Origin of the sequence: Mesorhizobium comanense, from assembly GCF_005503535.1 — a bacterium.
Taxonomy (GTDB): Bacteria; Pseudomonadota; Alphaproteobacteria; order Rhizobiales; family Rhizobiaceae; genus Mesorhizobium; species Mesorhizobium comanense.
In genome coordinates, this window is record NZ_SCNN01000009.1 from 177589 (window position 1) to 193288 (window position 15700).

The following is a 15700-nucleotide window of genomic DNA, read 5'->3' on the forward strand; positions in this document are numbered from 1 at the left end:
GCAGGGAAATGCGACAGAAGTGCTGCCATTGGCGCTTGCAGGATCGAAAAGCGGCGGCTATAAGCCCGCGGTCTGGTCACGGAGTGTAGCGCAGTCTGGTAGCGCACCTCGTTCGGGACGAGGGGGTCGCAGGTTCAAATCCTGCCACTCCGACCAGAAAAAACAGATACTTAGTTTTCTGTTGCTCCCGATACCCCACAGATTTCCCCACAGATTGGCGGCGCTTTCTAGCCGCGATTAAAGCGTGGGCCTATGACGTTCCTGCTCGACACCGGCCGTAAATTTTGACGAAATGGCCATCGGCACCAGATAGTTCGATGGACATGATGGGGATTGTCAAAACGTGAGCCTGGTGCGGACATGAATTTGATCTCAACAACGGCTTCGATACCGGCTCTTGTGATTGCGGTGCTCGTCATCTCCGGCTGTTCGTCGATCGGTGGCACGACCGATTCGGCGAAATACGACGCGATGAGCTGCACCGACCTCAACAGCGCGCTGGGCGAAAATGCCGGCGAAATCTCGCAGACCGCGATCAGCCGAGGCAAGGTCGCCAACACCAGCGTGCCGCGCTGGCTGCTCGGCGGATCGAAGGTCAAGACGGCCGTCGCCAACCGCGAGACGGCCAGGATAGACCGGTTGAAGCAGCAGCAGGACGCTCTTCTAGCTGCAAGGGCGCGCAAATGCCCGAAATCGGCAGGCTGAGCGATTACGCCCCGGCCCGTCGGTCGCGGCATCTCCGATGGTTCCTATATCCTCGGGGAGAGTTGACGCCGCTCCCGTCTCCCATTTGGGAGAGGCGGCAGCGGTCAGAGGGCGCTAGAATGGCATCCTTCGCCGGCATCCATGCGGCGCATTTCCATTGCCGTCGTTCGAGGTCCAGATGCATTCGAGATGCGGTCTTTGCAGCCCAGCGCCGACGCGCCGAACTTTCCTCACCGCCTTTGGGTTGGGCGCCATTTGTGCATCGACGAAATTTGCCTGTGCGGCGGCCGGCTCGCCGCCGGATCTCACACGCGAACTGAGCCGGCGCCCCCGGATTGCAAGCGCCATCAGCTGGTTTGCCCCCGCCGCGGCCAATCAGCTCGTCTATGCACAATGGCCCACCGCCTGGAAACACGAACTCAAGCAGTTTCATGATCTGCTTTGGGCGGGGCAGCCGCTCCCCCTCACCGATCCGCCCCCCAATCAGAGCGATCCCTCGGTGAACGAGACCCTGCTCAGCACGGAAGACGCGCGGCATCTGTTCCTGGCGCTGGTGGCGCAAAGTCTTGTCGTCGAAATCGGCCAGCGCGTGCCTTGGTCGATCGGGCAGGACAATGATGCAAGCTTCGCCGCGCTTTTTTCACCGGCGGAAATGTTCGTTTTCGACCGCCGCAGCGGACTTTACCGGGTGAATTGGGCAGGTATTGCGGCCCCTCCGGATGTCGCGTATCATTTTCTGCGCACCCAGGCGCTCATTGGCCCGACCCGTCGGGCAACGATTGAACGACTGCTGCAGTGGTGCACGGCGCGGCTCGTGCACTTCACCGGCGACACGTCGAATGCAAATCTGGAACGGCAATGGCAGTACTATGGAGAACCGCCAATGTCGCGCATCATTTCAGGCACGGTCGCCGCCGGCCGCAACGACCCGCCGCACCACATCACGGCAGGCTGCTGGGGAACGGCGGCCTTTCTCGCTGCGATGCTGCGCGTCGTCAATGTTCCCGTGGCGAGGGAGGTCGTCTACCAGGACCCCGGTTCGCGGAAGAAGGCGCACGCGACGCCGCATTTCCTCAGCGAAGACCTTTATCTCAGCCACGCCGACGATCCCTACAATCTGCTCGTCCGGCTCAGACCATCGCGGACCGCCAGCCAGATTCTGATCGGCCGCGACCGCTTCGATCAATGGTTCCGGAGCGGCGGTATGGCCGACAATGTCGGAAGGCAACCCTTTGAGCTGGCCCTTGCCGATCCACCGATCGGCTTGTTGAAGGACTATGTCGACGATATCGCCAAAGGCACCGCGAAGACCGGGCAAATCTGGCAGAACTACAGCCGCTACTATTCCGCGACGGAGTTGGAGAAGACCGGGCTTTGGTCCCGTCTGGAGCAGAGGACGGCCGCCCTTGGCGGGCCCGATGCCGTCAAGAAAGAATACAGGGCCGCGTTCGACGCCCTGCAGAAGAGCCTTTCCGAGCCTTAGCGACGGCATGCGGCGAAACAGCCGCTCCGCTCACGCGCGATTTGCGATTTGCTCGACCGGGCAGCCTCAGGCACTCAACCGAAAGCGCGTCACATCGATCGCCGCGTTCATCAGCGTCTGGGTGTAAGGCGCCTGGGGATTGCTGAAGATCGCCTCCGTCGGCCCCTCCTCCACGATCTTGCCCTGCTTCATGACGATGATGTAATCCGCCATTGCGCGCACGACGGCAAGGTCGTGGCTGATGAAGAGATAGGACAGTTCGTGGTCGGCCTGCAGCTTGCGCAGCAGTTCGACGATCTGTTTTTGCACGGAACGGTCCAGCGCCGAGGTCGGCTCGTCCAGCACCACCATTTTGGGTTTCAGGATCATGGCGCGGGCGATGGCGATGCGCTGCCTCTGGCCGCCCGAGAATTCATGCGGATAACGGTTGCGCGCGTTCGGGTCGAGACCGACTTCGCGCAGGGCTTCGACCGCGCGCTGGTCGCGCTGCTTGCCGGAGAGGTTAGGTTCGTGAACCAGAAGCCCCTCGGTGATCACCTGGCCGACCGTCATGCGCGGCGACAGCGAGCCGAACGGATCCTGGAACACCAGCTGCATCTGGCGCCGCAGCGGCCGCATCGCCTGCCGGTCGGCGGTGGAAATATCGCGGTCGCCGAAACGGATGAGCCCGTCGCTTGGCAGCAGCCGCAGCAGAGCGCGACCGAGCGTCGACTTGCCGGAGCCGGATTCGCCGACAATGCCGATTGTCTGGTTGCGCTGCAGCCTGATCGAAATGTGATCGACGGCCCGCAGCATCAGCGGTTCGCCGGCCAGAAAACCGCCGCCGATCTTGAATGTGACTTCCACATCCCTGCCCTCGAGCACGACGGGCGCGTTCGCGGGAGGCGGCGCCTTGGTTCCCGTCGGTTCGGCCGCCAGCAGCATCCTGGTGTAGGCATGCTGCGGGTTGGCGAAGATCGCCTCGGCCTCGCCCTCCTCGACGACCTCGCCCTGGCGCATCACATAGACCCGGTCGGCGAAGCGGCGGACGATGCCGAGGTCATGGGTGATGAAGACGATCGCCATGCCGAGTTTGCGCTGCAATTCGGCGAGCAGCATCAGGATCTGCGCCTGGATGGTCACATCGAGCGCCGTCGTCGGCTCGTCGGCGATCAGGATGTCGGGATCGTTGGCGAGCGCCATGGCGATCATGACGCGCTGGCGCTGGCCGCCCGACATTTCATGCGGGTAGGATTTCATCCGCCGTTCCGGATCGGGAATATGGACCAGCCGCAGCAGCTTGAGCGCTTCCTCGCGTGCCTCGGCGGCGTTCAGGCCCCGGTGCCTGCGGATCGGCTCGATCAACTGGTTGCCGATCGAATAGAGCGGGTCGAGCGAGGTCATCGGCTCCTGGAAGATCATGCTGATCTTGCGGCCCCGGACCTTGTTCAGCTCCGATTTGCTGAGGGTCAGGAGGTTGCGGCCACGATAGTCGACATGGCCCGACGCCTCGCCGTTGCTGGCCAGCAAACTCATCGCCGCCATCATCGTCTGGCTCTTGCCGGAACCTGACTCACCGACCACGGCGACGGTTTCACCCGCATTGACATGAATGTTGATGCCCTTCACCGCCTCGACGGAGCCGTCGAGCGTGCGGAAGCGGACACGCAGGTCCTTGACGTCGAGGATCGTTTCGGGAGGAGCCATTTCAACGATCCTTCGGGTCGAGCGCGTCCCGCAGGCCGTCGCCGACGAAATTCAGGGCAAACAGCGTCGAGACGAGGAAGAAGGCGGGAAACAGGAGCAGCCAGTTGGCGGTGCCGATGTTCTTGGCGCCGACCGAGATTAGCACGCCCCAGCTGGTCATCGGTTCCTGCACGCCGAGGCCGAGGAACGACAGGAAGCTTTCCAGGATGATGACCTGCGGCACCAGCAGCGTCATGTAGATCACCACCGGGCCGAGCAGGTTGGGGATGACATGACGCAGCAGGATGCCGCGCTGGCCGACGCCCATGGCTTCGGCCGCCTGAACATATTCCTGGCGGCGGATCGACAGCGCCTGGCCGCGCACGATGCGGGCCATGTCGAGCCACAGCACGGCGCCGACCGCCAGGAACATCAGCACGAAGTTGCGACCGAAGAACACCACCAGCATGATGACGAAGAAAATGAACGGCAGGGAATAGAGCACGTCGACGATGCGCATCATCACCTCGTCGACCTTGCCGCCGGCAAAACCGGCGGCGGCGCCGTAGATCACGCCGATCGCCACCGCCACCACACCGGCGAGCAGGCCGATCGCCAACGATATGCGTCCGGCCATCAGCGTGCGCGAAAGAAGATCGCGGCCGGTATTGTCGGTGCCGAACAGAAAATACTGCTGCTTGACCGATGTGCTCATCGTCACTTCGAGCCCGTCGGGCGATTTGCTCTCGATCTTGGTGTTGTCGAAGGCATCGGAACGGTCGAGATAGCGGATGTTGCGATCGTCGATCGGCTTGGTCGAGGTGACGGTTACAGTGACGCGCTCGCCATCCTGCTTCCATTCCTTGATCTCGACTCGCATGCGCTTGACGGCGTCATTGAGAGCCGTCTCGATCATGTCGGCCTTGGGATAGGCCGTGAGGCTGGGCGGCGTGCGCACATAGTCGCCATAGATGGTTGTGTACTGATGCGGCACGAACCAGGGCCCGAACACGCTGATGATGGCGATGAAAACCAGGTAATAAAGGCTGATCATGGCGGCGCGGTTGGCCTTGAGGCGCGCCCACGCATCGCCCCAGAGCGAGCGGCCGACAATGACGGGAGCCGTGGCTGCGATATCAGTCATAGCGCACCCTCAATCATAGCGAACTCTGGGGTCGACGACCGCGTACATGACGTCGACGATCAGGTTGAAGACGATGGTGAAGATTGCGATCACAACCACCGTTCCCATCACCAGCGTATAGTCGCGGTTGAGAGCGGCATCGACGAAATAGCGGCCGACGCCGGGGATGGAGAAGATGGTCTCGACGATGACCGAACCGGTCAGCAGCGCCGCCGCCGCGGGACCGGTAAACGAGACAATCGGAAGGACGGCGCCGCGCAGGGCATGCTTGACCACCACCGACCAGTCGGAGAGGCCGAGCGCGCGCGCGGTGCGGATATGATGGGACCGCAGCGATTCGATCATCGACCCGCGCATCAGGCGGGCGACGATGGCGATCTGCGGCAGGGCAAGCGTCAGCACCGGGCCGACTTTGTTGATGAAGGCGCCGTCGCCCCAGCCGCCGATCGGCAGCAGCTTCCAGGTCAGCCCGAAGAGAAGCTGGATCACCGGGGCAATGACGAAGGTCGGGATGGTGCTGCCGGCCGTCGCCAGCGCGATCACCGTGTAATCGCCGAGTTTGTTCTGGTTGAGCGCGGCTATGGTGCCGAGCACGCTGCCGAGCAGCAACGCCAGGATCAGCGCCGAGGCACCGAGCTGGACCGATATCGGCAGGCCCTTGGCGAACAGTTCGGTGACGGTGAAGTCCGGCATATTGTAGCTCGGCCCGAAATTGCCGCGCAGGAGATTGCCGAGATAGTGCACATATTGCAGCCAGAGCGGGTCGTTGAGGCCAAACTGGGCCTCAAGGTTGGCCTTGATTTCCGGACTCAGGCCGCGCTCCTGGTTGAACGGACCGCCTGGTGCGACACGCATCAGGAAGAACGCCATCGTCACGATGACGAACAGCGTCGGGATGGCGGTCAAAAGCCGCCGGAATACATATCGCAGCATCGGTGCCCCGCTTGATCCGAAGCATCCGCGTCCGACAGGACGATCTTGCTCCAGCCTGCAAATCTTCGCACCGGGTTATCCGAAAATCGATTCCGCTTCCCGGGCCGATGCGACGGCAACCAATGCCGCCGCGCCTCGAAAGGCACGACGGCTTGGCCAGGGATCAGTCCTTGCTGACGAAGCGGGACGGGTGAACGTCCATCACATTGTCGACGAAGCCGTGCAGCTTCGAGGACACGATGTCGTGGTAGCTATAGTAGAGGAGCGGAATCTGGCCGACATCGTCAACCAGGATGCGTTCGGCCTCGGCGAGGTCCTTCATACGCTCTTCGGGCTTGCCGCCGGCGGCGGCCGCCTTGTCCATCGCGGCCTCATATGCCGGGCTGTTGTAGTTCGAATAATTGTTGCCGCTGGCCTTGCGCGAGATGCCGAGGAAGGTTTCCGGGTCCTTGTAGTCGGCGATCCAGGCGGCGCGGGCCACGTCATAATTACCCTTCTGCTCAAGGAAACCGTAATGGGTCTTGGTGTCGGTGTTGAGCAGGGTCACCTCGACGCCGAGCGGCTTCAACTGTTCCTGGATCGCCACGGCCATGTTCTTGTGGTTTTCCGAGGTGTTGTAGCGGATTTCCATCTTCAGCGGATGCTCGGGCGTATAGCCCAGTTTCTCCAGAACCTTCTTGGCCGCGTCCTCGCGATCGATCTGCGGCATATCGGCGAACTTGGCCATCGCCGGCGTGTAGCCCTCGATGCCGGGAGGCACCATCGAATAGCCGGGCAGCATCGAATTCTGCCAGACTTTCTCGGCAATGAAGTCGCGGTCGATCGCCATCGAGATGGCGTTGCGGAGCTCGGCATTGTCCCATGGCGCCTTGTCGGTCTTGATCGCGTAGTAGTAGGTGCCGAGATATGGGCCAACATGGATCTGGTCGCCGAACTTGGTCTTAAGGTCGGCGAGCTGTTCGGTCGGGAGGTCGTCGTAGCTGTCGAGTTCACCAGCCTCGAAGCGCTTCATAGCCGATGAACGGTCCTCGGTCGGGATATAGTTGACGACGTCGAACTTGACGGTCGCGGCGTCCCAGAATTTCGGGTTCTTGACCAGTTTCATGTGATCGTTGGGAACCCATTCGGCCAGCGTATAGGCGCCGTTCGAAACCAGCTTGCCCGGCTTGATCCAGTCGGCGCCAAGCTTCTCGATGGAGGCCTTGCTGACCGGGTAGGTCGCCTGATGGGTCAGCATCTCGAGGAAGTAAGGCGTCGGCGCCTTCAGCGTCACTTCGAGGGTGTTCGCGTCAATCGCCTTGACGCCCATGTCCTCGGGCTTGCCCTTCTTGGTGTTGACGTCCTCCGCGCCCTTCACCGGGTACAGCATCGAGGCATATTCGGCGCCGGTGGCCGGGTCTTCGAGCCGATGGAAAGCGTACACGAAATCGTCCGCCGTTACCGGGCTGCCGTCCGACCACATGCCATCCTTGCGCAGCTTGAAGGTATAGACCGTGCCGTCATCCGATACCGTCCAGCTTTCGGCGGCGCCCGGGATGAGATTCGCTTTCTCGTCCTGCATGACCAAGCCCTGGAACAGGTCGCGCAACACATTGGCTTCATAGACCGTCGAGGTCTTGTGCGGGTCCACCGATTCCGATTCCGCGGCCGTGCCCCTGTTGTAGACGCTCTCGGCAAAGGCTGGCGCCAGGAACGCGCCGGCGGCCAAGCTCATGGTCGTGGCGAACACCGTCGCCTTCAGCATGTTTTTCAGCATGAAGTTCTCCCTGTCGGCGCTGCCGTCGGCGCGCCTTTTCATGGTTGACGCCCCGAAGCCGATGCCTGGCCCCTTTGAGCGCGCCGCCGGTTCCCTCCGGCAGCTGGTGGCAGGAGACTAGACAGGAGGTAAGCTCTTTTCAACCGAGTACTGAGTGACCCTAAGTCAATCCTCGCAACCGGAGAAGCAACCGCTAAATTAGAGCCACATTTTCAATTGTTCACACCCACAGGTTGTACCCGGAGTTTTCGCTTTTTGCATGCGAAATTTGGCATGCTCGGCACCATGGTTCAGAACCTCATTTCAAGGGTCAGAAGGCGCGAGTTCCGAACAAGCACTTCGGGGACTTCGGCGGTCGAGTTCGCCTTGTTGTCACCGCTCTTCATGCTTCTCCTACTCGGAATGGTTGCGTACGGCATATATTTCGGGGCTGCCAACTCGATCCAGCAGATTGCCGCCGACGCTGCCCGCACCGCAATTGCCGGAGTGAACCAGACCGAACGTCAGACGCTCGTGGCGAGTTATCTCGCCAACAACGCGGCCGGCTACCCTTTCGTGGACGCGACAAAAATAACCTACCAGGCCAATGACAGCGTGGCCGACGGAAGCCAGTTCGTGGTGTCTATCCAGTACGACGCGCGCAACCTGCCGATCTGGAATCTGTTTCCGGGCATAGCCATGCCGGGAACGACGATCACACGTCAGTCCACGATCAGGGTCGGGGGTATCTGAATGCTGCGGCGGGCGTGCAAAGGAATTGGCCGGCTTGCCCGCTCGCTCTCGAGCGACAGGAGGGCGAACTTCGCCGTGATGACGGCCTTGAGCGCCCCGGTGGCGTTGGCGCTCGCGGCGGTCGCCATAGATGAAGCCTCCATCTTCACGGAGCGCCGGGAAGCCCAAGCCATGGTCGACCTGGCCGCGATCACCGCCGCCTCGAACATCAGTAATGTCAACACCGCCGTTGTTACCACGCTCACCGACAACGGCATGCCCGGCGTTGTCGTCCAGGGCACGGGTCAGACCATTCCGGCGGCCGTGGGCAAAACAGTTGTCACGGTCACCCCAGGCCAATACCTGGCATCCAACAGCAATGTGGGCCAGCGCTTCCAGGCGGGCGTTACCCCCTACAACGCCGTCCGGGTCACCCTGGCCAAGATTCCCAACCGCTATTTCGCAAGCTCGCTGATCCCCACTCCCGTCATCGGCACCCAGGCAACCGCGGCCATCACGCCGATGGCGACGTTCTCGGTCGGTTCAAGGCTGCTTAGCCTGAACGGCGGCATTCTGAACTCGCTTCTCAGCAAGCTGATCGGCGGCAACATCTCGCTCAGCGTCATGGACTACAATGCCCTGGTCTCGGCCGACGTCGACGTGCTTTCCTTCATGAGCGCGCTGGCGACCCAGTTGAACCTGACCGCGGGCACCTATTCGGACGTGCTAGCGTCGAAGGCGACGATCGGCCAGATCGCTACCGCCATGGCCAACGTTCCCGGGCTGGACGGAACAAGCGCCCTCGCCTTGCAGACGATCGCTAACAAGGCCACCAGCACGGTCAAGATACCGCTCAGCGCCCTTGTTGATCTTGGCGGCGTCGGCAGCCTGGCGGTGGGGCAAAGGCCTCCCGGTCTCGGGGTCGCCGCGAGCGCGATCGGGATGCTGAACGCCGGCGCGGTGCTGGCGAACGGCACGAACCAGGTCTCGCTCGATCTCGGTGCCACCATTCCCGGGCTTACCAACACACAGCTTCTCATCGCCATCGGCCAACCCATGCAATCCTCGCCCTGGCTGGCGATCGATCAGGTTGGTACGACGGTGCGCACCGCACAGACGCGCATCAAGCTTACCGCGAGCGTCACCGTCGGCAATTCCGGATTAAGCGGCGGTGTCAGTCTGGTGTCCGTCAGCCTGCCCCTCAGCGTGGAAGTCGCCTATGCGCAGGCCACACTGACCGGCATTACCTGTCCGAACGGACCTTCCAGCATCCAGGTTTCTATCGCCGCCCAGCCAGGCATCGCGGCGCTCCGCCTTGCCACCAGTAACACCGACGGCAACCCAACAGCCTTCGCGGACTTCACCAGGCCGCAGACGTTCTCAAACGCTCAGATCGCGGCGATCCAGCTTCTGCTCCTTCCCGTGCTGTCAGTGAACGGTTCGGCGGCGGTCAACATCACGAACAATTCGCCCCAGACGCTGACCTTCAACGCCACCGACATCGCCAACAAGACGACAAAGACCGTTTCCACCCGCAACATCACGCAGTCGCTAACATCGTCACTGCTCACCAGCTTGCAGCTTACGATCAATTTGTTGGGCCTTCCCCTGGATTTGACCGCACTGCTCAATATCGTGACGCCGCCAGTGGTGGCGTTATTGAATGGCGTGACAGCACCGGTCGACAACTTGCTTTACAATCTGCTTTCGGCGCTCGGCGTCAGCGTCGGCTCGGCGGACGTCAGGGTTACCGGCGCGACTTGCGGGCGCGCGGTTCTGGTCCAGTAAAAAGTGATCGGCGTGCCGTTCCGGTGCGCAAGGCGGGCGGCCGGAACCCCAATCAGTCCAGTTGGCCCATAAACCAGCCGAGCGCGGGCAAGGACAGGGAGTTCTCCTCGACCGGACCTCCCGCCAGCACGGCCGTGACCGTTCCGGCGCCCCGCGGCAATGGCCAATCGACCCCCTCGGAAGCGAAATTGAAAACGCAGAGTAGCCTCTCGTCGCCGCCTTCGCGGATGAAGGCGAGCACGTCGCCCCGCGCGTCGAGGAAACGGATCGAACCGGTGACGAGTGCCGGATGACGTTTGCGCAAGGCGAGCGCCGCGCGGTAGGCGGACAGCACCGATTGATCGTTGTCGTTCTGCACGTCGACCGCACGGGCGCGATGACTTGCGGGCACCGGCAGCCAGGGCTTGCCGGTGGTGAATCCCGCCTTCTCGACCTCAGCCTGCCAGACCATCGGCGTGCGGCAGCCGTCCCTGCCCTTCACACCCGGCCAGAAGCGGATGCCGACCGGGTCGCGCAGATCTTCATAGGCAAGCTCGGCCTCCTCCAAGCCGAGTTCCTCGCCCTGATAGAGACAGATCGAACCGCGCAGACTGCAAAGCAGCGCGATCGAGAATCTGGCCACCGCGTCGGGATCACCGCCGGGCCGCGTCCAGCGGCTGACATGGCGCACAACGTCATGGTTGGAGAATGCCCAGCACACCCACCCGTCGGCAACCGCCTGTTCGAAGGCCTCGACGCAGCCGCGCACATGGGCAGCCGAGAATTGCGGGCCGAGCAGGTCGAACGTGTAGCACATCTGCAGCTTGTCGCCGCCGGAGGTATAGGCGGCGAGCGTCTGCAAGGAGCGGCTTTCATCACCGATCTCGCCGACCGCGGCGCGGCCCTGATATTCGTCCATCAAGGCCCGAAAACGCTTGAGGAACGCCAGGTTTTCCGGCTGTGTCTTGTCGAACAGATGCTCTTGGAAAAGATAGGTGTTGGTCTCGCCGTTGGTGCCGGCGACGCTCGACGCGAGAGGCGGATTGCTGCGCAGCCAGCGGTCGTGGACATAGTAATTGACCGTATCGAGCCGGAAACCGTCGACGCCGCGTTCGAGCCAGAACCGCACCGTATCCAGCAGCGCGTCCTGCACCTGCGGATTGTGGAAATTCAGGTCGGGCTGCGAAGCGAGGAAATTGTGCATGTAATATTGCCGGCGCGTGGCGTCCCACTCCCAGGACGGCCCGCCGAACACCGAGAGCCAGTTGTTCGGCGCGTTCCCGTCCGGTCTGGCATCGGCCCAGACGTACCAGTCGGCCTTCGGATTGTCGCGGCTGGAGCGGCTTTCGACGAACCATTCGTGCCTGTCGGAAGAATGCGAGATCACCTGGTCGATGATGATCTTGAGGCCCAGCCGGTGCGCTTCGACGACCAGCGCGTCAAAATCCTCCAGCGTGCCGAACATCGGATCGACATCGCGATAGTCAGATACGTCGTAGCCCATGTCGGCCATGGGCGACTTGAAGAAGGGGGAGAGCCAGACCGCATCGACGCCGAGCGAGGCGATGTGGGCAAGCCGCGTCGTGATTCCCCGGAGATCGCCGCTGCCGTCGCCGGTCGTATCCTGGAAGGAACGCGGATAGACTTGGTAGATGACGCAGCCGCGCCACCATTCGCGCCCCTGCCCGGCATGGTGGTCGGCCATCACGAACCTTTCCTCCCGCGGACCTTGGCGGCCCGGCGCTCGATCATGAAGTTGACGCCGCGGCCAGGCAGGGGTCGCGCCAGATCGACGGTGTCGGCCTCGATGGCCGGGCGCCATTCGAACCCGTCCCGCGCCGGCAGGGTGAAGACGCATTGTCGTCGATCGCCATTGATCAGAACGGCAAGGCGGCCGTCTGAGGCATTGCCCAGCAGCATGACGAGGCGATGCCGGCCCGGATCGTTCCAGTCGGCTTCGCCAAGCGGCACGCCGGTTTCGGTCAGCCAGGCGACGTCGGGAATGTCCGCTCCCGGCGGCGGCTGACCGGTCAGCAGCCGCGTTTCGGTCAATGCCGGAGAAGCATGGCGCAGCGCCGAGAATGCCGCCGTGCAATGCTCCAGCGCCTTGTCGCGGCCGACCCAATCGAGCCAGGTCACCGCATTGTCCTGCGCATAGGCGTTGTTGTTGCCCTTTTGCGTGCGTCCGAACTCATCGCCCGCCGTCAGCATGATGGTGCCGCGCGAGGCAAAGAGCGTGGCGAGCAGCGCACGCTGATCGGCGAAGCGCGCCTTGATGATCCCGGCATTCTCGGTCTCGCCCTCGACGCCATTGTTCCAGGACAGGTTGGCGTTGTGGCCGTCGCGGTTCTGCTCGCCATTGGCGATGTTGTGCTTGCGTTCGTAGGCCACGATGTCGGCCAGCGTCATGCCATCATGCGCGGCGATGAAATTGACCGTGCGGCTGGCCGGCGCGCCGGCCCCGCCAAAGACATCGGACGAACCGGCAAGCCTTGTCGCGAGCAATCCCACCGTGCCCCCATCGCCACGCCAGAAGCGCCTGACATCGTCCCGGTAGCGGTCATTCCATTCCAGGAACGGCGGCCGGAAACTGCCGAGTTGGTAACCGTTTGGACCGATATCCCAGGGCTCGGCTATCAACACACGGTCGCCAAGGACGGAATCGCCGGCAATTGCCTGCAGCAGCGGCGCATCTGGGTCGAACGTTCCGTCAACCCGGCCGAGCACCGGCGCCAGGTCGAAGCGGAAACCATCGACGCCGGCGTAACGGACGAAGTGGCGAAGCGTGTCGAGCACCATCTCCCGCACGACAGGATGATCGCAGGCGACCGTGTTGCCGGTGCCGGTGTCGTTGGCCAGCCTGCCGTCCTGCTGGTGCCGGTAGTAGGCCTGATTGTCCAGCCCGCGCAGCGACAAGGTCGGTCCCAACCGGTCGCTTTCGCCGGTGTGGTTGAAGACGAGGTCGAGGATGGTGCCGATGCCGGCCTTGCGCAACGCCGCGACGGTGTCGCGCAATTCAGCGAGGCCGCCCGGCGCCAGGCGCGGATCGAGCGCCATGAAGGTGACGGGGTTGTAGCCCCAGGCGTTGCCGAGGCCGAGTGGCGGCAGATGCCGCTCGTCGATCGACGCGGTGACAGGCATCAGTTCGACAGCGCAGACGCCGATTTTCTTCAGATGCTCGATGATGGCCGGATGGGCAAGCGCGGCAATGGTGCCACGCTGCGCTTCAGGCACGTCCGGATGCAGCCTGGTGAAGGAGCGGACGTTCAGCTCATAGATCAGGCCGCCCGGACGAAACAGCGGCGGCAGCGGCGGCACCGCCGTGAGCAAGGGCTTTGCCACGACCTTGGGCATCAGCGGCGCGGTATCGGCTCCCTCGTTGCGCCGCGCGGCTAGCCGCCAGTGGTATTGATATGGCCGATCGATCTCGAAGGCGTAGGGATCGATCAGCAGCTTGTCGGGGTCGAGCCACAGTCCCCGGTCCGGCGCATAGTCGCCGTCCGCGCGCAAGCCGTAGCGGGTGCCCTCGACGAGGCCGGGGACAAGGAGCGCGTGGACGCCATCGCCCTGGGGCTGCAGTTCGAGCCGGTCGATCTCGCGGCCTCCCTGACCGTCGAAGATCGACACCCACAGGCGACGGGCCGACGAGGACCGGGCGGCGAAGCGGATGCCTTCGCGGGTGATCGTGGCGCCGAGCTGGGTCATGCGAGCGCCTCCCCTTCTCCCCTTGTGGGAGAAGGTGGATCGGCGCGCAGCGCCGAGACGGATGAGGGGTGTGTGACGGGACGAGGCGTTGGCAATCTCGATCGAAGAACGCGCCAAGCTGGAGCACCCCTCATCCGACCTCGCTTCGCGAGGCCACCTTCTCCCACAAGGGGAGAAGGGAAAGCCCTCAACACCACCCTCAAGTAATCACGCTCGGCTTGTTGCGGCCGGTATGGCTCTTGATGCCGGCGATGTCGTCGGCGGCCGCGATCAGGTCGGCGAGCGCCACCTGCGTGTCGAGGTCGTGCCTCGCCTTGTCCGGCTCGTAGCGCTCGATATAGACGCGCAGCGTCGCGCCCGAGGTGCCGGTCCCGGAAAGCCGGAAGACGACACGGGAGCCGCCTTCGAACAGGATGCGGATGCCCTGGTGCTCGCTGGTCGAGCCGTCGACCGGGTCGTGGTAGGCAAAGTCGTCGGCATTGGCGATCTTCAAACCGCGCACGCTGGTGCCGGGCAGCGAGCCGAGCTTGGCGCGGAGCTCGTCGACCAGCGCGTTGGCGCGGTCGCTCTCGACCTCTTCATAGTCGTGGCGCGAATAATAATTGCGCCCATAGGTCGCCCAATGTTCGGTGACGATCTGTTTGCAGCTCTCGCCGCGCGCGGCGAGGATGTTGAGCCACAGCAGCACCGCCCACAGGCCGTCCTTCTCGCGCACATGGTTGGAGCCGGTGCCCGCGCTCTCCTCGCCGCAGATCGTCGCCATGCCGGCATCGAGCAGATTGCCGAAGAACTTCCAGCCGGTGGGCGTCTCATAGATGCCGATGCCGAGCTTGTGGGCGACGCGGTCGGCGGCACCGCTGGTCGGCATGGAACGGGCGATGCCCTTCAGCCCGTCCCTGTAGCCCGGCGCCAGCCGGGCATTGGCGGCAAGCATGGCCACCGAATCCGATGGGGTGACGAAAATGCCCTTGCCGATGATCAGGTTGCGGTCGCCGTCGCCATCGGACGCGGCGCCGAAATCGGGCGCATCCGGTCCCATCATCTCGTCATAGAGATGTTTTGCGTGGACGAGGTTCGGGTCGGGATGATGGCCGCCGAAATCCGGCAGCGGCTTGAAGTTGCGGCAGGTGCCGTTGGGCGCGCCAAGCCGATGTTCGAGGATCTCCTTGGCATAGGGGCCGGTCACCGCATGCATGGCGTCGAAGCGCATGCGGAAGCCCGACTTAAAGAGCTTGCGCAGCGCGTCGAAGTCGAACAGGCTTTCCATCAACTCGGCATAGTCGGCGACCGGATCGATAATCTCGACCGTCATGCCGGCGGCCTTGACCGTCCCAATCGTGTCGATGTCGATCGGATCGATATCGACCGTCTTGAAGCTCGAAATCGCCTTGGTCTTGGCGAAGATCGCGTCCGTCAGCTTCTCCGGCGCCGGACCGCCATTGCCGGCATTGTACTTGATGCCGAAATCCTCGTGCGGGCCGCCGGGATTGTGGCTGGCCGACAGGATGATGCCGCCGAAGGTCTTGTATTTGCGGATGACGTGCGAGGCCGCCGGCGTCGACAATATGCCGCCCTGCCCCACCATCACCTTGCCGAAGCCATTGGCGGCGGCGATGGCGATGGCCTTCTGGATGACCTCGCGGTTGTAGTAGCGGCCGTCGCCGCCGATCACCAGCGTCTTGCCCTTGAAACCATCCAGCGCGTCGAAGATCGACTGGATGAAATTCTCGGCATAGTGCTCCTGCTGGAACACGGGCACCTTCTTGCGCAGGCCTGATGTGCCGGGCTTCTGGTCGGAATAGGGCTTGGTGGGGACGGTCCGTATCATGCT

Annotated in this window: 11 protein-coding genes and 1 tRNA gene; 5 read left to right on the forward strand and 7 right to left on the reverse strand. The window is 63.1% G+C overall.

The window, feature by feature from the left end:
* Positions 1-79: 79 nt before the first annotated feature.
* From FFS37_RS17525 to FFS37_RS17535, 3 genes are all read left to right on the forward strand, one after another.
* Positions 80-156: transfer RNA gene (locus FFS37_RS17525), tRNA-Pro, on the forward strand.
* Positions 157-360: 204 nt separating this feature from the next.
* Positions 361-705: a hypothetical protein gene (locus tag FFS37_RS17530; protein ID WP_137932209.1), complete on the forward strand. Its 345-nt coding sequence runs from the start codon at positions 361-363 to the stop codon at positions 703-705.
* A gap of 157 nt (positions 706-862) precedes the next feature.
* On the forward strand, positions 863-2188 hold the full coding sequence (locus tag FFS37_RS17535) for a hypothetical protein (protein ID WP_137932210.1): 1326 nt from the start codon (positions 863-865) through the stop codon (positions 2186-2188).
* A gap of 66 nt (positions 2189-2254) precedes the next feature.
* On the opposite strand, the gene FFS37_RS17540 is transcribed toward FFS37_RS17535, so the two are convergent.
* The 4 genes from FFS37_RS17540 to FFS37_RS17555 form a co-directional block, all read right to left on the reverse strand.
* Positions 2255-3874 (reverse strand): ABC transporter ATP-binding protein, encoded by a 1620-nt coding sequence (locus FFS37_RS17540; protein WP_137932211.1) that lies wholly within the window; start codon positions 3872-3874, stop codon positions 2255-2257.
* A gap of 1 nt (position 3875) precedes the next feature.
* Entirely contained in the window at positions 3876-4997 is a 1122-nt protein-coding gene (locus FFS37_RS17545; RefSeq protein ID WP_137932212.1) for an ABC transporter permease, read from the reverse strand.
* Between the two features lie 9 nt (positions 4998-5006).
* Positions 5007-5930 (reverse strand): ABC transporter permease subunit, encoded by a 924-nt coding sequence (locus FFS37_RS17550; RefSeq protein WP_137932213.1) that lies wholly within the window; start codon positions 5928-5930, stop codon positions 5007-5009.
* A 163-nt stretch (positions 5931-6093) separates the two neighbouring features.
* Positions 6094-7686: a peptide ABC transporter substrate-binding protein gene (locus FFS37_RS17555; protein WP_137932281.1), complete on the reverse strand. Its 1593-nt coding sequence runs from the start codon at positions 7684-7686 to the stop codon at positions 6094-6096.
* Between the two features lie 285 nt (positions 7687-7971).
* Between FFS37_RS17555 and FFS37_RS17560 the strand changes: the two genes are divergently transcribed.
* Positions 7972-8418, forward strand: coding sequence for a TadE/TadG family type IV pilus assembly protein (locus FFS37_RS17560; protein WP_137932282.1), 447 nt, complete (start codon positions 7972-7974; stop codon positions 8416-8418).
* A complete protein-coding gene (locus tag FFS37_RS17565) occupies positions 8419-10185 on the forward strand; it encodes a TadG family pilus assembly protein (RefSeq protein ID WP_137932214.1) in 1767 nt (588 codons plus the stop codon).
* Positions 10186-10237: 52 nt separating this feature from the next.
* Here FFS37_RS17565 and bglA read toward each other — a convergent pair whose 3' ends face one another.
* The 3 genes from bglA to FFS37_RS17580 all read right to left on the reverse strand — a co-directional run bounded on the left by bglA (position 10238) and on the right by FFS37_RS17580 (position 15697).
* Entirely contained in the window at positions 10238-11869 is a 1632-nt protein-coding gene (bglA, locus tag FFS37_RS17570; RefSeq protein WP_137932215.1) for a beta-galactosidase BglA, read from the reverse strand.
* Positions 11869-13869 carry a glycogen debranching protein GlgX gene (gene glgX / locus FFS37_RS17575; RefSeq protein WP_137932216.1) on the reverse strand — a complete coding sequence of 667 codons (2001 nt, stop codon included), beginning with the start codon at positions 13867-13869 and terminating at the stop codon, positions 11869-11871. Before glgX ends, bglA begins: the two co-directional genes overlap by 1 nt.
* A gap of 199 nt (positions 13870-14068) precedes the next feature.
* A complete protein-coding gene (locus tag FFS37_RS17580; protein ID WP_137932217.1) occupies positions 14069-15697 on the reverse strand; it encodes an alpha-D-glucose phosphate-specific phosphoglucomutase in 1629 nt (542 codons plus the stop codon).
* Positions 15698-15700 lie beyond the last annotated feature (3 nt).